The sequence below is a fragment of the Burkholderia sp. Bp9090 genome (assembly GCF_003857985.1).
Classification (GTDB): domain Bacteria; phylum Pseudomonadota; class Gammaproteobacteria; order Burkholderiales; family Burkholderiaceae; genus Burkholderia.
In genome coordinates, this window is record NZ_QTPV01000022.1 from 14,943 (window position 1) to 35,314 (window position 20,372).

The following is a 20,372-nucleotide window of genomic DNA, read 5'->3' on the forward strand; positions in this document are numbered from 1 at the left end:
CACGAACGCGCCAGAATACGAACCGCTTTCACGCGAATGACAGGCGGATTCGCTCCCCATACGCGGGCATCGCAGCAGCGCCGCGGCCCGCGCCATGAAAAAAGGGCGGCTCGTCGCCGCCCTTCGTTTCAGCGCCCCGCGCCCGCCAGCGGCGCGACGGCTGCAACAGGCTCGAACAACGCGTCGGCCTGCCTGACGCGCACGAACCGCGCGGCCGCCCCGCCGTCCACCAGCGCCCGGAAATGCGCTTCGCCGCACGCGAGCTTCGCGCGCTCGTGCTCGCTCGTCACGTCGCCGTCTGCATTCGGCGTATCGACGACGAAGTACAGCCGCTCGCCGCCATCCTGCTCCGCGAGCACCGCCCAGTCGGGGTGATAGCTGCCGAGCGGCGTCGGCACGCGGAACCATGCGGGCAGCTTCGCGTACAGCTTCACGCCGTCGTGCGCTTCGAGCGCATCGGCGAACGCGCGCTCGGCGTCGGTCTCGCACACGACGGCCTCGTGGATCGACTTCCGCGCATCCGGCCGCAGGTTGCGCAGATAACCGGTCAGCGCCTCGCTCTCGAACGACTCGAGCGCATGCACGTGGCGCTCGCCGAGCTTGCGGTACGCGATGCCGGCAACCAGCGCGAGCCGCTTGCAGCGGTTGATCGCATCGGCGGCCACCGCGATGAACTGCTGCGGATTCACGCGGAAATCGTCGAGCCGGCCGCTGTCGGCCAGGATCGTCGCGAGCGAGCGGCGCGTGAGCTGCGTGCGGTCCTGCAGTTCGGTGAGCAGGTCGGGCAGCGGCAGCTCGCCTTCGTCGATCAGCACCGTGCCGGCGCCGGCCACCTCGATCGCCTCGATGCCGGCCTTGCCGATGTCGATCTCGGCCTTGCGCCACTGCAGCCGCGCGCGCGCGATGTCCGGCGCGTCGCGCAGCGCGGCCGTGCAGTCGCGCACGAGCTTCGCGTTGTCGAACTCGACGCTGTACACGGTGCGATGGCGGATGCGGTCCCACAGCGCGCGGAAGTCGTCGCCGAACACGACGGCCTTGCCCGACGCGTCGCGCCGCAACGCGATCGCGCGCCGCTCGTCCGCATTGCGCACCGCGAAGCGGCCCGACAGCTTGCGCAGCGTCGCGACGATCGGCGCGCGCAGCGTCTCGAACGCCGCGGGCAGCACGAGCGCGCTCTGGCGCAGCGCATCCTTCAGCCGGTCGAGCACCTTGCCCTGCGCGTCGACGTAGCCTTGCTCGTGCAGATGGGTCCACAGCACGCGCGACAGCTCGATGCCGAGCGCATGCGCGGGCCCGTCGCCTTCCTGCACCGGCAGCGCCGCGAACTGGTGTTCCTCGACGATCCCGAAACGGATGCCCGTATCGGCCTCGATTTCCTTCTGCAGGTTCTCCGCGAACGACTCGTAGCGCTCGGTCGCGATCACGGTGAGCGTGTTTACGCCCGGATCGCGCACGCGTTCGCCGTCCTGGTCGACGGCGAGGCGCAGCCCGCGGCCGAGCGTCTGGCGACGCTCGCGCTCGGTCTGGATGTCGCGCAGCGTGCAGATCTGGAACACGTTCGGGTTGTCCCAGCCTTCCTTCAGCGCCGAGTGCGAGAAGATGAACTTCAGCGGCGTGTCGAACGACAGCAGCGCTTCCTTCTCGCGCATGATGAGGCCGTACGCGCGCTCCGCGTTCTCGCGGGCCGCGGCGCTGCTCTCGCTCGTGTCGGTCCAGCCGCCCTTGCGGTCGATCGAGAAGTAGCCGTTGTGCGCGCGCTCGACTTCGAGCGCGACGTCGACGCCGTCGAACAGCGCACGGTAGGCCGGCACGCGCGCCGCGCGCGCATATTCCTCTTCGAAGATCAGCGCGTAGTCGCCCTTCACCGGCATCCCGTTCTCGTCGTAGCGGCGATAGCGTTCGACCGAATCGACGAAGAACAGCGACAGCACCTTCACGCCGCGCTCGGCCAGGCGCAATTCCTTGTCGAGATGCTCGCGGATCGTGCGGCGGATCATCTCGCGCTGCACGGCGAGCGTGTCGATGTCGCCGAATGCCTCGCCGAGCGACAGGAACGCCTCGCCTTCCGGATGGCGCAGCTCGACGTACTCGGCGCCCTTCACCGCATGCACTTCACCGATCCGCAGCCCCGCGTACAACGCGCGCCTGGTCAGGCGCTCGAGATCGTCGCCGTCGGTGGCCGTCACGATCTGGCGCTTCACGCCGGCCGCGGTCGCGACGTCGAGCTCGATGCGCGCGCTGATCGCGCCGCGCCGGTTCGACACGCCGACGAGCCGCACGTAAGGCTTGTTGTGCGCATCCTCGACGATCGCCGACGCGATCTCGATCTGCTTGACGAGCTTGCGTTCGTACGCGTCGACCGCATCGAGCCGGTACACCATGTGGTGACGGTCGACGTGCGTGGCCGAATAGCGCAGCGTGCAGAGCGGCGCCATCGCGGCGAGCGCTTCGCGCCCGCGCCCCTCGAGCCCGCCGTCGACGCTTTGCGGCTCGTCGACGATCACGATCGGCCGCGTCGCGCGGATCAGGTCGATCGGCTTCTCGCCGCCGGTCTTCTCGCTGTCTTTATAGAGGTTGTTGATCTCTTTCTTGTTGATCGCGGCGACCGTCATCACCATGATCTGGATCGCCGCGCTCGCCGCGAAGTGGCGCACCTGGCCGAGCTTCGCGGAGTCGTACAGGAAGTAGTCGTACGGCACGCCCGCGTACAGCGCGCGGAAATGATCCTCGGTGATCGAGAGCGTCTTGTGCACGCCTTCCTTGATCGCGATCGACGGCACGACGATCACGAACTTCGTGAAGCCGTAGCGGCGGTTCAGCTCGAAGATCGTGCGCAGGTACACGTAGGTCTTGCCGGTGCCGGTCTCCATCTCGACGGTGAAGTCGCGCGAGCCGGGCTGGCCGGACGGCGGCAGCCCGCCGCGCAGCTGGACGTCGGCGAGATTGCGCGCGAGCGCGTCGTCGGTCAGCGACAGCCGGTTGCCGACACCTTGCTCCGACACCGCGAAGCCGAGCGAGCCTTGCGCCGCGGCCGTCGTGCCGGGCGCGGCGTTCGCGAGCACGCTGAAGTCGCCGCGATACGATTCCTGGCCGCGAAACAGGTCGCAGACGGCGTCGATCGCCTCGCGCTGGTAGTCGAGATCCGCTTCGAAATGCAGCCGCATCACAGGCTCCGCACGCGCTTCACGCCGTGCTGTTCGAGCAGCGCGGCGAGATTGAGCTTCGCGACGTCGTCGACGAAGCCGCTGTCGCGGAACAGGCACGTGACGTCGCGCGTGGCACCCGTCGCGTCGAGCAGCTCGACGATGCCGTCGGCGAGCGGGCCCGCGTCGTCGCGCGCGATGCGCGCGTCGAAGCACGCGACGATCGAGCGGCCGATCAGGTGCACGGTCTTGCCCGCGACCGGGTGATGCTCGACCGGCGTGCACAGATCGAGGCCGAGCTTCAACGTGAGTTCGGCGAGCAGGTCGTCCTCGCTGCGGCCGGTCTTCACGTGCTCGACGGAGGCGAACAGCGCGTGGTCGAAGTCGTCGCGGCGCGGATCCCATTCGATCACGTTGGTCGTATCGAGCCGGTACACGCGGAAACCGAGGTCGCCATAGCTTTCCGGGAAGTCGCGCGCGACCTGCTGCGCTGCGCGGCGCAGGCGTTCCTTCGTGATTTCCGCGAGCGTCAGCGGCTTCTTCAGCTTCGCGCAGAAATCGGCGGCCGCGAGCTGTGTCTTGTCGCGGCGGTCGAGCGCCTCGGGCAGCTGCACGAGGATGTAGCGGCGCGCGCCGCCGTCGGTCGCGTTCACCTGCATCACCGCGTGGCCGGTCGAGCCGGAGCCGGCGAAGCAGTCGAGCACGATGTCGTCGCCGCGCGTGCACCAGCCGATCACGGCCGCCGCGAAATCGACCGGCTTCGGCTGGTCGAACGGGATGCCGAGCGTCTTCAGCAGCGCGTCGTCGGAGCCGGCGAACGGCAGCACCGACGGCACGTTCTCGTACATGTTCTCGTCGAGGTAGTAGATCCGCTGCGGCTGCGTGGTTTCATCCGGACCGAATTCGATCTGGCCGCGCTCGATCAGCGCCTGCATCGTCGCGGGCGGGTTGCGCCAGCCGCGCGCCGGCATCGCGCACGGCTTGCCGGTGACCGGGTGGATCAGCGGCGTGAAATACTCGTCCGGTGCCTTCTTCTTGTTCGGCCACGCCATCGACACGAGGCGGTACACACGCCCGTCGGCCGACAGCCGGTCGTACATCACCTCGCCGCCCGACAGGTTGGTCTGCGCCTTCATCCACGCGCGGTAGGCCTTCTGCGCGTCCTTCGCGTTGCCGCTGCGGTACACCGCGTCGTGCGCGGCATCCAGCATGCGCTGCGCGTTGCGCTTCGGGCGCTTCAGCGGCGCCTGCTCGAGCAGCGTCTCGGCGTTGCGCGCGAACAGCACCAGCGATTCGTGCTGGTACGCGACGCCGCGCGCATCGCCCTTCGGGTTGCGCTTGTCCCACACGGCCACGCCGAGCTCGTTCTCCTCGCCGAAGATCTCGCGCAGCATCAGCACGAGCGCATGCACCTCGTGCTCGTCGATGTGCACGGCAATCAGCCCTTCGTCGGACAGCAGCGCGTGCGCGAGCTTCAGGCGCGGATACATCATGTTCAGCCAGTCGGTGTGGAACCGGCCGTTCGCCTCGGTGTTGGTGCTGCGCTTCACGCCGCCTTCGGTCTGGCCCGTCATCGCCAGGTAGTGGCGGATGCTGTCGCTGAAGTCGTCCGGATAGACGAAATCGCTGCCGGTGTTGTACGGCGGGTCGATGTAGACGAGCTTCACCTTGCCCGCGTAGCTCTTGTGCAGCAGCTTCATCACGTCGAGGTTGTCGCCCTCGATCACGAGGTGGCGCGTGTCGTCCCATGCGACGCTGTCGGCAGGGCACGGACGCAGCGTGCCCGTCGACGGCGTGAGCGCGGCCTGGCGCGCGCTGCGCTTGCCGTGCCAGTGGAAGCCGTAGCGCTCGTCGGCGTCGCCGACGGTGCGCTCGCCGACCAGCGCCTTGAGCACGTCGACGTCGACCGACGCGCCGTCCGGGCCTTCGGTCACGAGTTCGGGGAACAGCGCCTTCAGGCGCGCGACGTTGTCGGCGGTGAAATCCGTCGACATCGCCTGCGGGCTCGCCGCATCGAGTTTCTGCATCGTTTTTTCCATCGGAGCCCGGCCGCGTGCGCCAGGACGTCGGGCGCACTCACGGCACCGGCGGCAATGGCCACCCGGGCAAACCCGAAACGCTAGCGAGTCGGTCGGCGCAGGTCAAGCACCACGATTGCCCGGATGCGGGCGCAGCAGGCCGGATCGCCCGTCGGGCGGACGATGAGGACGTGAGATGCGTTGTTGCACCGGGAGTGGACGTGACGCGGATAAAGGTCGGCCAGAACTAATCGGGGTTCGATCCCGTTATGGTCTCATGACGCGCGGTGTGTCGTCAGCAGTCAGGTGGCAACGCTTCGCATAATGTCCTGGACTTTTCCTGCTGGCCTCGGTGGTCGGCAGATTGAAACACGCTACTCGCTCACTGGTTTGCCATCAAAAGCTCAGTGCAAACCACAAGAGGAATTCAATTGACGGCAGCAGAACAACGAGGAACAGGACGACCATTGATCTGTTCGTCTTGTCATGCACCGCAAACCAGATTGCCGAGGCAATCGTTACCAGCCACCCCACCAGGCAGTAAAACGAAAGTTGCACGCTCGAGGGCCACGTGTCACCGGCAAAGTCAATTTGACTCCACGACGTTCGTCTTAGCCAGCCGGAAAGAAGAATCAAAAACAACTGGAACAGGCCAACGAAAAGGTAGCGTCGCTTCACGGGTTCGCCTGCTTCGGATAATGATTCTTTTTTGCGAGACGCTTCGATTTCTGCAGCACGGCATCCAGTTCGGCGGGTGTGACCGGTGTTGGAAGCCAACGCGGATCATGAGCCAAAATACCAATAGATTCGAGAACGTCGGCCACATTCGTTGAGCAACTATTGGCAAACAAGCTGTACGTGCTTTCCTTCGGATGTCTCAGCCTGAATGCTCGATCCACACCGACACGTCGCTCCAGCTCGCGTTTGAGCTTTTCCTTTTCGGCCGGAGATACGCTGAGCACCAGGCCCAGGTTGTCACGCCACAAGTTTCCGTTGGTTCGTATTGAGCCGTTGGTCAAATCGACGACACCACCATAAAAATAAGTATGCCTGTCTATTTTTACGTACTCTTCATGAGCGCGACTGGCACGCTTCACACCACGCAGTCCCGCCAATCAGCGCGACCTGGTGCCCCGCGTCGCCTATTGCAAAGACGGGGCCGCTATAAGGGAGGATTTCCCCACCAGTTGCAAGTTTGTCGCCGACAACGGCGATTCGTCGCATCATGTACCTATTCCTTACCCAGCAAGAAAGACGTGAAGGTTCTCCGCAGTAGAAACCGACTTGGTTCGCCGATGGCGTGCATGTTCTCTCGAAAGCGAAGCTATTCGCGAGCGCTGTGCTTTGGTCTATGGCATGAAAAGGTCGTGCTCGGCGTCAAGGATATCCTCGCTGCGAATCGGTTGCGAATATCGCTGCGGAACTCTAACCGCTAGGAGACGGCATCGCCATCGGACGAGTCTGAATATGACAATTGCTGCGCGGGGACTATCTGCCGGATCTTCAAAATTCCGTTTGCCGCTCGCCCCGATCATCGATTTCACATTTGAATCTGGAGCTTGCAGAAGAGGACCGCGTGTTTTATCCAATCCCGACCGGGACAGGAATGGCCGAACGCAAGAAGGCACGGCCGGCGCGAAGCGCCGGCCGTGCCGAGGGGAAGAACGAAATCGAAGCAGACGGGATAAGCGCCCGCGTCGAATGGTCGGCCCGGGGACCGAGCGCAGGGTCAGAAGCGCGTGCGAATGCCCGACGTCAGTTCGAGCTGGTTCTTCGCGCCGAACGTCGACGACACCTTGTAGCCGCCATGCAGCTTCATGTAGTCGCCGGCCAGATACACCTCGGTGCGCTTGCTCAGGTGGTAGAACACCGACCCGTAGATCGTCTCCTTGAAGCCGTTGCCGACGCCGTTGGTCAGGCTGAACGCGCCGAGGTTCGCGTTCGGCGTGAAGCCGTCGGCGTTGTACGCGGCGTTCTTGATGCGCATCTGCTGATAACCGAGCTCGTAGTCGAGCGCGCCCTTCGGCGCGATCTTCATCGACACGGTCCACGAATCGTCGTGGCGCTGGCCGAGCGCGCCCTGGTCGCCGTTGTAGCGGAAGTAGCCGGCATTCAGGCGCACGATGCTGAACGCGTAGTCGCCGCCGACCGAGAACGTCTGGTTCCTGAAGCCGTTGTGGTTCACGTGGTTGTAGAAGCCCGACACGGCGAACGGCCCGCCGTTGTAGCCGAGCGCGACCTGGTATGCGGAGCCGGTCGCGAACGAGGTCGAGTTGCTGAACTGGTAGCCGGCGCTCGCGAAGATGCCGTTGCTGAACAGCTTCTTCCACGCGACGCCGTTGTTGTAGCGCGTGCCGGTCGGGCCGGCCGCGTAGAAGATCATCTGCTTGAAGTTGTTCGAGTTGGTCCAGCCGCCTTCCTCGGTCGTCAGCTTCGCGGAGCCGTACGCGTCGCCGTAGATCGCCGACGCGTCGCGCGCGATCGTGTTCTGGAAGCCGGCCGTCAGCTTGCCGAAGCGCTCGTCCTCGACGCCGACCCAGGCGTCACGGTCGAAGATCTGGCCCTCGTCTTCCATCTGGCCGTTCGCGACCACGAATTCGCTTTCGAGGCGGAAGATGATCTTCGTGCCGCCACCGATGTCCTCGGCGCCTTTCAGGCCCCAGCGGCTGCCGCTGAACCACGGCTCGCCTTCGTTGCCCATGCCGATCACATGGTTGCCGTTGGCGTCGGCGTGGGTCCGGTAGGTCGGAAAGCTCAGGTCCATCAGGCCGTAAAGCTGCACGCTCGACTGCGCCTGCGCCTGGGTGCCGGCGCACAGGCCTGCCGCCGCGATGGAAAGGGCAAGGGTTTTTCGTTTCAAGATCGTCTCCTCCGAGCTGCCGCATTGAAATCTGTTTGTTGGCAGTACGTAATGTATGCCGATTGTTGCCGACCACAGCGAGAGGGTCGACGCATAGCATCGTAGAGGGGGCAATCCTTCACGCCGCTTTCCCGGAGGAAAGAATCGGATCGGTGAAAACACCGAAATCGCAATAATCGGGAATCGGGCAGGCGGGCAGCCCGCGGGCTGCCAAAACAACGTTACGTGCTGCGAATCGATGCCGCGGGCCGCGCCGTCAGTCCTGCGCGGTCTTCGCGCGCAGGATATAGCCGAGCCCGCGCAGCGTGATGATCTCGGCCGTGCTGAGCGCGAGATGCTTGCGCAGCCGGTGGATGTAGATGTCGATCGCATCCGCGCTCGGCTCGTCGTCGAGCGCGAACACGCTGTCCATCAGCCGCGCCTTCGATACCGTCTTGTTCTGCTGCAGCATCAGCGTTTCGAGAATCGCATGCTCGCGGCGGCGCAGCGCGAGCACCGTGTCGCCGCAGCGGAATTCACGCGTGCCGAACGCATAGACGAGATCGCCGCACACGAGTTGCGTCGTGCCGACGCCGGCCTGCCGGCGGATCAGCGCGCGGATCCGCGCGACCAGCTCGCGCGATTCGAACGGCTTGACCACGTAGTCGTCGGCGCCCGCGCCGAAGCAGTCGACCTTGTCGTCGACCGAGCCGTGCGCGGTCAGCATCAGCACCGGCACGTTGTCGTTGCGGCGCCGCAATCGCGCGAGCACTTCCTTGCCGCTGATGCCAGGCAGCCGCATGTCGAGCAGCACCGCGTCGTAGCGCTCGGTCTTCAGCACGGTATCGGCGCGCTCGCCGTCGCCGACGCAGTCGACCGCGAAATCCTCGCCGCGCAGCAGGTTCACGATCCAGTGCGCGAGTTCGGCGTTGTCTTCGACCAGCAGGAGTTTCATGGCGACTTCATCTCTTCAAGGAAACGCCGGGCCGCCCCAAGTTTCCCGCCCCGCCGGAAGTCCCCTTGGGTGATGGTCCCCTTGGGGGGCCTGGCGCGCAGCGACCGGTTTTGGGCGCACGCTTCAATCGTACGCGGGCAGCCGCACGGTCACGACGATACCGCGATTGCCGGGGCCCGGCGCGAGCGACGCGCTGCCGCCGTGCGCCTGCGCGATCTCGCGGACGATCGCGAGGCCAAGGCCCGAGCCTTCGGTGTCGGCCGACACGCGGTAGAACCGCTTGAACACGTGCGGCCGCGCTTCGGCCGGAATGCCGGGGCCGTTGTCGACCACCTCCAGCACGACCGCGGCGCCGTCGCGCCGTGCCGCGACCGTCACGCAGCCGCCCGGCTGCGTATAGCGCACGGCGTTGTCGACGAGGTTCATCACCAGCGCGGTCAGCAGGCTGTCGCTGCCCGCGACGTCGAGCCGTTCGCCGAGATCGGCGCCGAGGTCGATGTCGCGCTGCTGCGCGAGCACGATCGTTTCCTCGAGCACGCTCGATACGACGGCGGCGAGATCGACGCGATGCGTGAGCAGCGTCGACGGCGTCGCTTCCGCGTGCGCGAGCAGCAGCAGCTTGTCGGTCACGTCGGCCATCTTGCGGCTGCTGCGCTGCATGCTGTCGAGCACCGACGCCAGCTCGCGATCGTCGTGGTCGCGCTGCTGCGCGTACTGGATCTGCGTGTCGAGCACCGCGATCGGCGTGCGCAGCTGGTGCGCGGCGTCGGCAATGAAGCGGCGCTGCGTGGCCGTGTGCGTATTGAGCCGCGCGATGCACTGGTTGATCGCGTCGACGATCGGCCGCAGCTCGTGCTGCAGCCGCTCCGGGCGGATCGGCTCCAGTTCCATCGGCCCGCGGTCGGCGACGTCGTCCTTCAGCTTCATCAGCGGGCGCAGCTCGAGCGTGAGGCCGAGATAGACGAGCACGATCGCGAGCACCAGCATCAGCGACAGGCGCACGAGCTGCGGCCGCCAGATCGTCGCGACCATCGCGTCATACGAGCGCGTCGTCTTCGCGACGATCACCGTGACCGTCTCGATCTGCCCCTCGTCGTACAGCTGGCGGTCGTAGGCGGCCGCGCGCAGCCGCACGCCGTCGAGCGACGTGTCGTACAGCGTCGGCTCGACCCCGTGCCGCCCGGGCAGCGCGAGCGCCGGGTTGCCCGCGAGCAGCCGGTCGTGGCCGTCGATCACCTTGTAGAACACCGAATCGCCCGACGGCGATTCGAAGATCTCCAGCGCGGCCGGCGGCACGTCGGCCGCCGGCCGCCCGTTGCGCCATTCGACGTCCTCGCCGATCGTGCGCGCGGACGCGACGAGCGCGCTGTCCTGCACGAGCCCGGCCGTGCGCCGCGCGGTGTCGTACGACATCGCGCCCGCGATCAGCACGAAAGCCGCGAGCGGCAGCAGCAGCCACCACAAGAGCCGCCCGCGCAGGCTGTGCGCCATTCCGTCTCCTCAATGCCGAACCGCGCCGGGGTAACCGGCGCGGTTCGGGCGTGTCATTCGATGATGCGTGCGTTGCTCAAAACGCGGCGGGGCGCCACTTGAGCAAGCGCTTCTCGAGCCAGGTCAGCAGGTAGTCGGCGGCCAGCGCGACCACGGCCAGCACGATCATCGCCGCGAACACGCCGCTCGCGTTGAACGCGCCCTGGGCGGTGGAGATTAGCAGGCCGATGCCCTGCTTGGAACCCAGGAATTCGCCGACGACCGCACCGACCAGCGCGAAGCCGAAGCTCACGTGCAGGCTCGCGAGAATCCAGCTGAGCGCGGACGGAATCACGACCGACGTGGTGATCTGCCGGCGCGACGCGCCGAGGATCTGCGCGTTCGCGATCAGGTAGCGGTCGGCTTCGCGCACGCCCTGGAACGCGTTGCCGAACACGACGAAGAACACCATCACGACGGCCAGCGCGATCTTCGACGCCATGCCGAGGCCGAGCGCGATCACGAAAATCGAGCCGAGCACGACGCGCGGGATCGAGTTCGCGATCTGGATATAGAGGCCGAACACGTCGGACATCAGCTTGTTGCGGCCGAGCACGATCCCGCAGAGCACGCCGGCGACCGAGCCGATCAGGAAGCCGATCGTGGTTTCCTCGAGCGTCACCCAGACCTGCGTAAGCAGCGGCCCTTGCGACGTGCCGTTCGCGAACCAGTCCTGGAGCTGCGCGAAGATCAGCGTCGGCTGCGAGAAGAAGAACGGATCGATCCACTTCAGGCGCGCGGCGAGTTCCCAGCCGCCCAGCACGACGACGAGCACGGCGATCCGCAGGCCGATGATCAGTTGCCGGCGGCGGCGCAGCCGGGTTTGAGCGGCACGCGACTCGTCCTCGAGCGACGTTGCCGGAATGGCGGTGGGGGGAAGCGTCATGTCGGTCATGCTCCTGTCCTGTCCTTGCTGCTGTCAGCCGATCTGCACTTCTTCGCGCAGGTCGTGCCAGATGTCCTTGGAAATTTCGATGAAGCGCGTGTCGTAGCGAATCTCCGACGTGACGCGCGGGCGCGGCAGGTCGATCTCGTACACGCGCTTGAGCGTCGCGGGGCGCGCGGTCAGCACGAACACGCGGTCGGCGAGCGCGATCGCCTCCTCGAGATCGTGCGTGACGAACACGACCGAGCCCTTGTTCGCGGACCACAGCTGCAGCAGCTCGTCCTGCATCAGCGTGCGCGTCTGCATGTCGAGCGCGGAGAACGGCTCGTCCATCAGCAGGATTTCGGGCTGGTTGATGAAGGTCTGCGCGAGCGCGACGCGCTTGCGCATCCCGCCGGACAGCTGGTGCGGGTAGTGCTTCGTGAACTTGTCGAGGCCGACCTTGCGGATCCATTCCTCGGCCTGCGCATACGCGACGTCCTTCGAGCGGCCGCGAAACAACGGGCCCGCTGCGACGTTGTCGATCACGTTGCGCCACGGAAACACCGCGTCGGCCTGGAACACGAAGCCGATGCGCGGGTCGATCCCGTCGACCGGGCGGCCCATCACGCGCACCTCGCCGGAAGCCGGCTTCAACAGCCCGGTGATCAGGTTCAGCGTGGTCGACTTGCCGCAGCCGGTCGGCCCGACGATCGCGATGAACTCGCCGCGCGCGACGCTCATGCTGAAGTCGCGCAGCGCGACGGTGGCCTTGCCTTCCGGCGAAATGAAGCGGCACGACACATTGCGAAACTCGATCGCCGGTGTGCTCGGAGAAACTGCCTGGGTCATCGCATTCGTCCTGCGGGTGATGAGGGCGCCGCATCGTGGCGGCGCCGGGCCGGTCAGCCGGGCCGGAACGGGGAACGCGCGGCGGCGGGATCGCCGCCGCCGGCGCCGAGATCGATTACTTCGCGTTCACGAAATCGTTGGTGTAGGTGCGCGCCAGGTCGATGTGCTTGCCCTTCACCGACGGGTTGAACGCCGACAGCACCTTCAGCACGGTCGCCGGGCCGTCGGCCGGCATCTTCGCGTCGGCGGTGTACATCGGCAGCGATGCCTTCAGCGCGGACACGTACAGCGCCTTGTCCTTCTGGTAGTCGGCCGGCATCTTCGCGGCGATTTCCTCGGCGCTGTGCGTGTGGATGAACTGCATCGTCTTCGCGAACGCGTGCGCGAGCTTGGTGGCTTCGGCCTTGTGCGAATCGGCCCACGCCGACTGCACGTACAGGCTCGCGGCCGGATAGGTGCCGCCGAGCGCGGCGCGCGTGCCTTCCAGCGTGCGCAGGTCGACCAGCACCTTCGCGTCGCCCATCTTCTCGAGCGCGGACACCGTCGGCTCGGTCGTCATCCCGGCCTCGATCCGGCCCTGCTTGATCGCGGCGATGAAGCTCGCGTCTGCACCGACCGGCAGCATCGTGTACTGCGTCGACTGCACGCCATGCTGCAGCGCGAGGAATTGCGTGAGGAAGCTCGTCGACGATCCGAGGCCCGTCACGCCGAGCGTCTTGCCTTTCGCGTCGGCCATCGACTTGAACGTCGGCGCGGCCTTGGTCGACACCATCTCGACTTCGCCCGGCACCTGGCACAACACGGCGATCGCCTTCACGTCCTTGCCCTTGCTCTGCAGGTCGACCGTGTGGTCGTAGAAGCCGACGACGCCCTGCACGGCGCCCGCGAGCAGCTCGTTCTCGGCGTCGACGCCGGCCGGCTGCGACAGCAGCTCGACGTCGAGCCCTTCGGCCTTGAAGTAGCCGAGTTCCTGCGTGAGCCGCGCGGGCAGGTAGATCAGCTTCGCGATCCCGCCGACCATGATCGTGATCTTGCCGCCGTCGTCGGCGAAGGCGGGGTGAGCGGCGAACGCGCAGGTCAGGCTGGCTGCAACGGCGAGGGTACGCAGGGTGGGTCGCATCGGGTCGTCTCCGGTCGTTATTCGCATGGCGCGATGCTTGCTGCATCGTTGCGACGAGTATAGGGAGGCGAAACCTTCTGCCACCTTTCGCGGGGGGGCGGAATCGTTAGGGGTTTTCCACGAATCCGGCGCGCATGCTCGAAGAGCGCCCCCCAGCCGGATCGTGCCGCGGGTTGGAATGGCAACAGGCCTATCAACGCTGATTTCTCTCCATTACGCTTTGGCAAGCACAAAGAGAATCATCCATTGCGCCGAGCTCCTCTACGGAAGCATGACATCACGACAAAATCGTTGGTCGCCGGGGACGCATCGCGTTGTGCAACGTGCCGACTCCGATTTTTCGCAATTCAATCTATTCGGGGCACCTTCTGACTTGATATTTCATTTCGACGATTCAATGAGTCTAACCACCATCGCCATTGCCGACGACCATCCAGTCGTGATCGAAATGCTGAAGCGCCTGCCGCAATGGGAACCGGATTTCCTCATCTCGCATTGCTGCAATAGCGGGGCGGGGCTGATCGACGCATTGACGCGCTCCCCGGTCGATCTCGTCGTCGTCGACTATTCGATGAATCGGGGTGACAAACCGATCGACGGCCTGAGGCTGCTGCGCAAGCTGCGCGACGTCGCACCGAGCACTCAATGCATCATGCTGACCGCGCAAAAGAATCCGAGCGTCGCCGCCGCCGCGCTGCGACTGGGCGTGAAGGCCATCGTCAGCAAGGACGACCAGATCGACGAGATCGTCCGCGCATGCCGACACGTGCGCGCCGGCCGCACGCGGTACTTTTCGCCGACGATCCGCGCGATCGTCGAACGTGCCGGCGCGAGTGGCCGCGACGCCCCCCCGCCGCTGACCCAGAGGGAGCTTGACGTCGTGCGCCTGTTCGCATTGGGTCATCCGCTTGCAAGCATTGCAATACGGCTCGGCCGCTCGGTCAGTACCGTGTCGACGCAAAAGCAGACGGCAATGCAAAAGCTGCAGGCCGATACGAATATCGACCTGATCCGCTACGCGTACGAAAGTGGGCTGGTCTGACACGTGAGATACGTTGCCGGGTGGTCGCCGCCTTTACCAGGCCTTCGGCGCCGGCTCATTGAAGTCGAACAGCTTGTCCATGATGTCGTTGAAGACCCTGGTCGTTTGCGCCATGTCGTTCACGAGACCATAAAGCGCACCGCCGATGATCCCCAGGGCACCGCCGACCAGCACGCCCACACCGGCGGCGGCGATGCCGGCGCCGAGGATGCCGCCCGAGCTGCCGCCCGTCGCCGCGCCTTTCCAGGCACCCGAGATCGAGCCGCCGACGGCGCCCAGCACCGACGCGCCGCACCGGCTGACGAAACTGCCACCGCTGACTTCGTCGAGTTCCATCATGGTCAATTCACGCATTTTCACTTCTCCTTGAGGTTGCGTATCGCCGATCGTGACAGGCCGGATCGGCATCGGCCTTCCCGCTGCGCCGTCAGGCCGCCGCAGGCGTAGAAATCGCACCGCCGTCGAGTTCCCGCACGCGCCCCTGTGCGAGTGCGATGACCCTGTCCGCGCTGCGGATCGTCTCCGGGCGGTGAGCGATGATGATTCGCGTGACGTTCATCGCGCGCACGGCATCGTTGATCAGATGCTCGCGCTGCACGTCGAGATGGCTCGTCGCCTCGTCGAGCACAAGAATCGACGGTTGGCGGTAGAACGCCCGCGCGAGCAGAACCCGCTGGCGCTGCCCGCCCGACAACGACGAGCCCATGTCGCCGACGAGGCTCTGGTAGCCCATCGGCATCGCAACGATGTCGTCGTGGATCTGCGCGCGCCGCGCGGCGGCGTCGACACGCGCCTGGTCGGGTTGCGGATCGAAAAAGCAGATGTTGTCGGCGATCGATCCGGCGAACAGGATGTCGTCCTGCATCACGCAGCCGATCAGCCCTCGATATTGATGCAGCCCGAGCTTGCGGATATCGACGCCGTCGACATACACGCCGCCATGCTCCGGCGACAGCAGCCCGAGCAGCACTTTCGCCATCGTCGTCTTGCCCTGGCCCGACGGGCCGACCAGCGCGATCGATTCGCCGGGCGCGATCGAGAACGAACAGTCTTCGAATATCCAGGGCTCGGTCTCCGCGTAGCGGAAGCTCACGCCGCGCACGTCGATCGCAGGCGCGGCCGTACTGTCGGCGGACATCGGTGCGCGCGCGACCTTCGCGTCCACATCGGATTCGACGTCGGTCAATACGATGTCGGCAAGACGCTCGCCATGCAGGCGCAGCATGCGGAAATCGATCGCCGTGCCGATCAGGCCGGCACCGCGCGCCATGAACTGATCGGCGAAGCTGACGAATGCGACCAGCATCCCGGCTGAAAACTGCCCGTCGAGCACCTGTTTCGCCGCGAGCCAGACGAGCACGACCCTGCCGGCACCGGAGATCGCGCCCTGCAATGTCGAAAAGACGATCGACAGCCGCTGGATCGCGACGTGCTTGTTGGTCGTCTCGACGACGGCGTTCGCATAGGTCGCGACGCGCGCTTCCTGCTGGTTCGCCAGCTTGATCGCCTGCACGCCGCGAATCGATTCGAGCAGGTTCGACTGCGCGCGCGCCGCATACACGATCTGTTCCTCGTTCGCCTGCCGGAACGGCCGGTACGCGACCCAGCGAATCGCGCCATACGCGGCGAACAGACCGAGCACAAGCCACGTAAGCGGGGGGCTGTAGACGAACAGCATCGCGAGCGTCGCGATCGCCATCGCGCCGTCGAGCAGCGCGCCGACGAACTGCGTGGTCAGCGTGCTCTGGATCGTATTGATCGCGCCGAATCGCGACACCACGTCGCCGATGTGCCGCTGCTCGAAGTACGCCATCGGCAGCCTGAGCAGGCGGGCGCATACGTTCGCCGTCCACTGCACGCCCAGCAGGCTCGAAAACCAGGTCACCACCCACGAACGCAGTGCCGACACTGCGTTCTGGAACAGCACGACGAGCAGGAAGCCGATGCCGAGCAACGTCAGCAGGTCGGCATCGGCCGACACCAGCACCTGGTCCATCACCCATTGCATGTAGAGCGGCGTGACGATGCCGAACACTTCGAGCGCCGCCGACAGCAGCAGTACCTGCGCGAACGCCGCCCGGACGCCCGTCACGCCGCCGACCAGCTTCGCCATCGAGATCGCCTCGCGCGCCTGCGCGCGCTCGAACGACGGCGACGGCATCAGCTCAAGCGCGACGCCCGTGAAATGCCGGGACACTTCGGCAAGCGGCACGTCGCGACACCCGCGCGCCGGATCGTGAATCGTGATCTTGCCGCGCGACACTGATTTCAGTACGACGAAATGATTCATGTCCCAATGCAGGATGCACGGACGACGCAATTTGCCGAGTTCGTCGAGGTCGAGTCGCAGCGCACGCGATGCGAGGCCGAGCCGGTACGCGATCAGCATCACGTCGTTCAGCGTCGCCCCCTTCAACGACGGGCTGAAGCGCCGGCGCAGGCTGACGAGGTCGAGATCGTGGCCGTGATAGCTGGCGATCATGCCGACGCACGCGAGCCCGCACTCGGCCGCCTGCGTCTGCAGGATCACCGGCAGGCGGCGGCGCCAGCCGAATTGCAACGCATCGATCCATTTCATGATTCACATGGCTCCGTAACGAATGCGTTCGTCGCGCGCATCATGTCGACGCGCGGCGACCGAGCGCGTACAGCGGTTCGAGCACCCATTCGATCAGCCTGCGCCGGTCGATCAGTACGTCGGCCTCGAGCGCCGTGCCGGGGCGCAGCGCCTCGTGCCTGCCATACGCGACGATGTCCTGGCGATCGAGTGCGACGACGACCCGGTAGAGCTGCTCCGGCACGTTGGTGCGCCCGGTCAGGTTCGCGACTTCCTGTGGCGACAGCGCGGTACGCGACACCTCGGTCACGCGCCCGAACTGCTGGCCGAATTTCTGGAACGGATAAGCCTCGTAGCGCAGCACGACGCGCGCGCCGGGCCGCACGAAGCCGATCGCGCGGCTCGGCACCATCAGCTGTGCTTCGAGCCGCTCGCCTTGCGGCAACAGCGAGACTGCCGACTGGCCCGCGCTGACGAGCTGCCCGGGCTTCGCGAGCAGCGCCGCCACGACGCCCGCCTGCGGCGCACGCAGGATCACTGCGCGACGCGCCTCGTTTTCGGCGAGCGACTGGTCGATGTCCGCGAGCTTGCGTTCGATCTCGTTTCGACGGTTCCGGTCGTTGAGCGGCAGTTCGCGCAGTTGCTGGCGGGCTTGCTCGAGCTGCTGCCCGACATCGAGCCGCTGGCGGGCAAGATCCCGCAACCGCGCTTGCGCGTCGAGCAGCACGCCTTCCTGCTGCTCGACCTGGCTGTTCGATACATAGCCCTGTTCGCGCATCGACTGCAGCTTGTCGAGCTGCCGTTGCGCAAGCTCGGCCTGCCGCGTCCGCTGTGTGGACTGCAACACGATCTGTGCAAGCTGGTCCTGCAAGGCCGCCTCGCGTGCCCGCAGGCCGCGCCGGGCCTCGCCATTCAATTGCGACTGGCTCGCGAGATCGGTTTCCAGGTGCGAACGCTGAAACTTGAGTTGCCGCGCGACCGTCTCGCGTGTGCCGCCGAGCTCGGTGGCCACTTCGGCGGAGATCGCGAGCAGTTCCGCGCCCGCCACAACCGGCTGCCCTTCACGCACGCGCATGCCGATCACGGTGCCCGTCAGCGGCGGCGCCACCGTCAGCAGCCCTTTCTCCGGTAAGAGCTGGCCGGCGACACGCTCGCGCTTCGTATAAGTGCCGAATACGAAGAGCGCGACGACCGCGAGCGCCAGCGCGGTCGAGACTCCGATCGTCAGCCAGCGGTACGGCGGAGAATAAAGGCTGACGGTGCCCATCAGCTTGTGCTTGGTCGCGTCGAGCGCTTCCGGGCGGAACAGGGAATCGGTCATAAGCGGCGCTCCACGGCATTCGCCGGGCGGGTGCGTGAGGCCGCCGCGCGGTCGCCACCGCGGCAGACAATGCCGGCCACGTCATCGTCGCCGAGCGTGCCGAGCGCGGCGGACAGTTGCAGCCGTGCGCGCAGGTAACGGTAGCGTGCGTCGGCGAGATCGCGGATCGCTTCGAAATAGCGTTGCTGCGCATTCAGCTCGTCGATCTGCGTGCGCAGCCCGACTTCGCGCCCGAGACGCGTCGACTTCACTTTGCTGCCGGCCGACGCGAGAGCACGTTCCCGTGCGCGAATCAGTGCGAGGCCGTTGGTGATGCCGAGATAGGCGGCACGGGCGCGCTCGCGCGCCTTGCGGCGCGCATCCTCGAGCGCGTCGCGCGCCTGGTCGCGCCGCCGATAGGCTTCGCGGCTCGCCGATAGCGGGCCGCCGCCGGCGAACAGCGGGATCGTGACCGTCACGCCGATCATCGACGAACGCGTTTTCGACGTCGTGCCGAACACCGTGTCGAGCCCGTTCTCGTTGGCGCCGCGGCTCCAGTTCGTGCCGTAGCTCGCCTGCAGATTCACGACCGGCAGGTGTGCGCCCGCCGCGGCGACGATGTCGGCCTGCGACTGGTCCAGCTGCTTGCCGGCGATCAGCACGTCGACGTTGTCGCGGGCTGCGTCGTCCATCGCGGCCACGAGATCGGACGATGCAGCCTGCTGTGCGCATGACCACGCGATTGGCTCAAGCTCGGCGTCACTCAGGCCGGTCAGCCGCTGCAGTGTACCGTTCGCGACCGCCAGGTCCGTTTGCGCGCCAACCGTACGCGCGCGAGCTTCGTCGAGATTCGCACGCGCCTCGTCGACGTCAGTCCGTGTGCCGTCGCCGATCCGCAGCGCAGCCAGCGACTGGTCGAACTGCGCGTGGAACGCCTGCTGCGCGGCTTCGGCGGCTTGCAACACCTCGCGCCCGTACAGAACGTCGAAAGAGGCGTTGGCAACCTCGTTGATTAGTGTTTGCCAGGCCTTTTCGTACTCGATGTCGGCCTGGTCGGCCTGTGTGCCGCCACGCTGGAAATCGGCGAAGCGAGACACATCGAAGAGCGGCTGGGTAACGATTGCTGAGGCACTGTGACGGCGGACCGCTGCCGCGTACGCCACGGTGGGTTGATCTTGCTTCGTGTAGTGACCGTTGAGCTCCACGCGCGGCAGCAGGCCGGCGAGACCTTGCCAGCGTTTCTCGCGGCCGGAGAGCCGAGCGTTGCGCGCCGCGCCGATACTCGCATCGAAGTGCTGCGCCGCGTTCACCGCGTCAAGCAGGTTGGCCGCGCGCGCCGGCCATGTCACATCGAGCCATCCGAGGAAGGCCACCAGAAGGAAGAGTCGTGTCGAAATCATCTGTCTGTATGTGCCGCTGCCTAACGGTCGCAAGAGCCACGGCGAAGTAGCACCGTAAAGCAGAAGATTGTTCAGTCAGATAAGACGACAAGATATCGTCGTTTGTCCAATTTCAGGTCGTTGCAGATACCGTCGACTCGCAATCGACGTTGATATTGCGACTCCGAACGCCGTGACTTGCTCGCCGATGCGGATTTCGGTGTGTGCCGAATGACCGTGCACATGTGATTTTCGGGGCCGACAAGGTAAGTACACGGCAGCGACCACGCGATGCTCGATACGCTCATGCCGGCAATCGAAAGCGGATACGCAATCAGTAGGATCCAATGCGTGACAGTCTGCAACGATTCATGCGCGCTTTTCCATCCGTCGACAAACATCGCATATTAATTAGTGACGCATCATATTCACCATATCGACAATCGCATCACCATTCATGCAGCCGGCACAGCCAATGATCATGCTGCGTGCTCGAGACAATTCGCGATTTTCCCCGCGCAGCAGATCACCTAGCATTTTGATATTGCGTCGCATTGAGTAATTCAGATCGATTGACAACGGGCAAGCAATGCAACACATTCCGGAATCGGATGGATTTTGAAGTTGACATGTCAGTCGCAACTCAGCACATTCACCTGCATGTGCAATCAAAAAAGGGAGAAAAACCGTGCATAGGGTCACAACTTTCCGATCTTTCCCATTCAAAGATTACGCATCAATATTATTCGGATCATTATTTGAAATAATTTTT

Annotated in this window: 15 protein-coding genes; 1 reads left to right on the plus strand and 14 read right to left on the minus strand. The window is 65.4% G+C overall.

Annotated elements, in window-relative coordinates:
* Window positions 1–128: 128 nt before the first annotated feature.
* The 10 genes from DIE16_RS20250 to DIE16_RS20300 form a co-directional block, all read right to left on the minus strand.
* Window positions 129–3,164 carry a type III restriction-modification system endonuclease gene (locus tag DIE16_RS20250; RefSeq protein ID WP_124893304.1) on the minus strand — a complete coding sequence of 1,012 codons (3,036 nt, stop codon included), beginning with the start codon at window positions 3,162–3,164 and terminating at the stop codon, window positions 129–131.
* The gene (locus DIE16_RS20255) at window positions 3,164–5,182 is read right to left on the minus strand and encodes a site-specific DNA-methyltransferase (RefSeq protein ID WP_124893305.1); all 2,019 of its coding nucleotides are present in this window, start codon (window positions 5,180–5,182) and stop codon (window positions 3,164–3,166) included. The genes DIE16_RS20250 and DIE16_RS20255 overlap by 1 nt, the downstream gene beginning before the upstream one ends.
* Window positions 5,183–5,557: 375 nt before the next feature.
* Window positions 5,558–5,839: a hypothetical protein gene (locus DIE16_RS20260; RefSeq protein ID WP_124893306.1), complete on the minus strand. Its 282-nt coding sequence runs from the start codon at window positions 5,837–5,839 to the stop codon at window positions 5,558–5,560.
* Window positions 5,836–6,258: a hypothetical protein gene (locus tag DIE16_RS20265; protein WP_124893307.1), complete on the minus strand. Its 423-nt coding sequence runs from the start codon at window positions 6,256–6,258 to the stop codon at window positions 5,836–5,838. The genes DIE16_RS20260 and DIE16_RS20265 overlap by 4 nt, the downstream gene beginning before the upstream one ends.
* A gap of 632 nt (window positions 6,259–6,890) precedes the next feature.
* Entirely contained in the window at window positions 6,891–8,021 is a 1,131-nt protein-coding gene (locus tag DIE16_RS20275) for a porin (RefSeq protein WP_124486784.1), read from the minus strand.
* A gap of 256 nt (window positions 8,022–8,277) precedes the next feature.
* Window positions 8,278–8,955, minus strand: coding sequence for a response regulator (locus DIE16_RS20280; protein WP_044845185.1), 678 nt, complete (start codon window positions 8,953–8,955; stop codon window positions 8,278–8,280).
* A gap of 123 nt (window positions 8,956–9,078) precedes the next feature.
* Window positions 9,079–10,446 carry a sensor histidine kinase gene (locus tag DIE16_RS20285; RefSeq protein ID WP_124667513.1) on the minus strand — a complete coding sequence of 456 codons (1,368 nt, stop codon included), beginning with the start codon at window positions 10,444–10,446 and terminating at the stop codon, window positions 9,079–9,081.
* A 76-nt stretch (window positions 10,447–10,522) separates the two neighbouring features.
* Complete coding sequence (locus DIE16_RS20290) at window positions 10,523–11,380, minus strand: ABC transporter permease (RefSeq protein ID WP_124520428.1); 858 nt, start codon at window positions 11,378–11,380, stop codon at window positions 10,523–10,525.
* A 24-nt stretch (window positions 11,381–11,404) separates the two neighbouring features.
* Window positions 11,405–12,202, minus strand: a complete 798-nt coding sequence (locus DIE16_RS20295) for an ABC transporter ATP-binding protein (RefSeq protein ID WP_044845187.1) — start codon at window positions 12,200–12,202, stop codon at window positions 11,405–11,407.
* A 115-nt stretch (window positions 12,203–12,317) separates the two neighbouring features.
* On the minus strand, window positions 12,318–13,322 hold the full coding sequence (locus DIE16_RS20300) for an ABC transporter substrate-binding protein (RefSeq protein ID WP_124893308.1): 1,005 nt from the start codon (window positions 13,320–13,322) through the stop codon (window positions 12,318–12,320).
* A gap of 316 nt (window positions 13,323–13,638) precedes the next feature.
* On the opposite strand from DIE16_RS20300, the gene DIE16_RS20305 reads away from it, so the two are divergent.
* Window positions 13,639–14,364, plus strand: a complete 726-nt coding sequence (locus DIE16_RS20305; RefSeq protein ID WP_260428107.1) for a response regulator transcription factor — start codon at window positions 13,639–13,641, stop codon at window positions 14,362–14,364.
* A gap of 33 nt (window positions 14,365–14,397) precedes the next feature.
* On the opposite strand, the gene DIE16_RS20310 is transcribed toward DIE16_RS20305, so the two are convergent.
* The 4 genes from DIE16_RS20310 to DIE16_RS20325 all read right to left on the minus strand — a co-directional run bounded on the left by DIE16_RS20310 (window position 14,398) and on the right by DIE16_RS20325 (window position 19,621).
* A complete protein-coding gene (locus DIE16_RS20310) occupies window positions 14,398–14,718 on the minus strand; it encodes a hypothetical protein (RefSeq protein ID WP_124571513.1) in 321 nt (106 codons plus the stop codon).
* A gap of 73 nt (window positions 14,719–14,791) precedes the next feature.
* Complete coding sequence (locus tag DIE16_RS20315) at window positions 14,792–16,942, minus strand: peptidase domain-containing ABC transporter (RefSeq protein WP_124893309.1); 2,151 nt, start codon at window positions 16,940–16,942, stop codon at window positions 14,792–14,794.
* A 40-nt stretch (window positions 16,943–16,982) separates the two neighbouring features.
* Window positions 16,983–18,242 (minus strand): HlyD family secretion protein, encoded by a 1,260-nt coding sequence (locus DIE16_RS20320; RefSeq protein ID WP_124571511.1) that lies wholly within the window; start codon window positions 18,240–18,242, stop codon window positions 16,983–16,985.
* The gene (locus tag DIE16_RS20325; RefSeq protein WP_124893310.1) at window positions 18,239–19,621 is read right to left on the minus strand and encodes a TolC family outer membrane protein; all 1,383 of its coding nucleotides are present in this window, start codon (window positions 19,619–19,621) and stop codon (window positions 18,239–18,241) included. The genes DIE16_RS20320 and DIE16_RS20325 overlap by 4 nt, the downstream gene beginning before the upstream one ends.
* Between the last annotated feature and the right edge of the window lie 751 nt (window positions 19,622–20,372).

Coding starts and splice junctions, on each gene's coding strand:
- DIE16_RS20325 (WP_124893310.1), bottom strand. CDS start 19,621: ATGATTTCGACACGACTCTTCCTTCTGGTGGCCTTCCTCGGATGGCTC.
- DIE16_RS20320 (WP_124571511.1), bottom strand. CDS start 18,242: ATGACCGATTCCCTGTTCCGCCCGGAAGCGCTCGACGCGACCAAGCAC.
- DIE16_RS20290 (WP_124520428.1), bottom strand. CDS start 11,380: ATGACCGACATGACGCTTCCCCCCACCGCCATTCCGGCAACGTCGCTC.
- DIE16_RS20295 (WP_044845187.1), bottom strand. CDS start 12,202: ATGACCCAGGCAGTTTCTCCGAGCACACCGGCGATCGAGTTTCGCAAT.
- DIE16_RS20255 (WP_124893305.1), bottom strand. CDS start 5,182: ATGGAAAAAACGATGCAGAAACTCGATGCGGCGAGCCCGCAGGCGATG.
- DIE16_RS20300 (WP_124893308.1), bottom strand. CDS start 13,322: ATGCGACCCACCCTGCGTACCCTCGCCGTTGCAGCCAGCCTGACCTGC.
- DIE16_RS20285 (WP_124667513.1), bottom strand. CDS start 10,446: ATGGCGCACAGCCTGCGCGGGCGGCTCTTGTGGTGGCTGCTGCTGCCG.
- DIE16_RS20310 (WP_124571513.1), bottom strand. CDS start 14,718: ATGCGTGAATTGACCATGATGGAACTCGACGAAGTCAGCGGTGGCAGT.
- DIE16_RS20280 (WP_044845185.1), bottom strand. CDS start 8,955: ATGAAACTCCTGCTGGTCGAAGACAACGCCGAACTCGCGCACTGGATC.
- DIE16_RS20250 (WP_124893304.1), bottom strand. CDS start 3,164: ATGCGGCTGCATTTCGAAGCGGATCTCGACTACCAGCGCGAGGCGATC.
- DIE16_RS20315 (WP_124893309.1), bottom strand. CDS start 16,942: ATGAAATGGATCGATGCGTTGCAATTCGGCTGGCGCCGCCGCCTGCCG.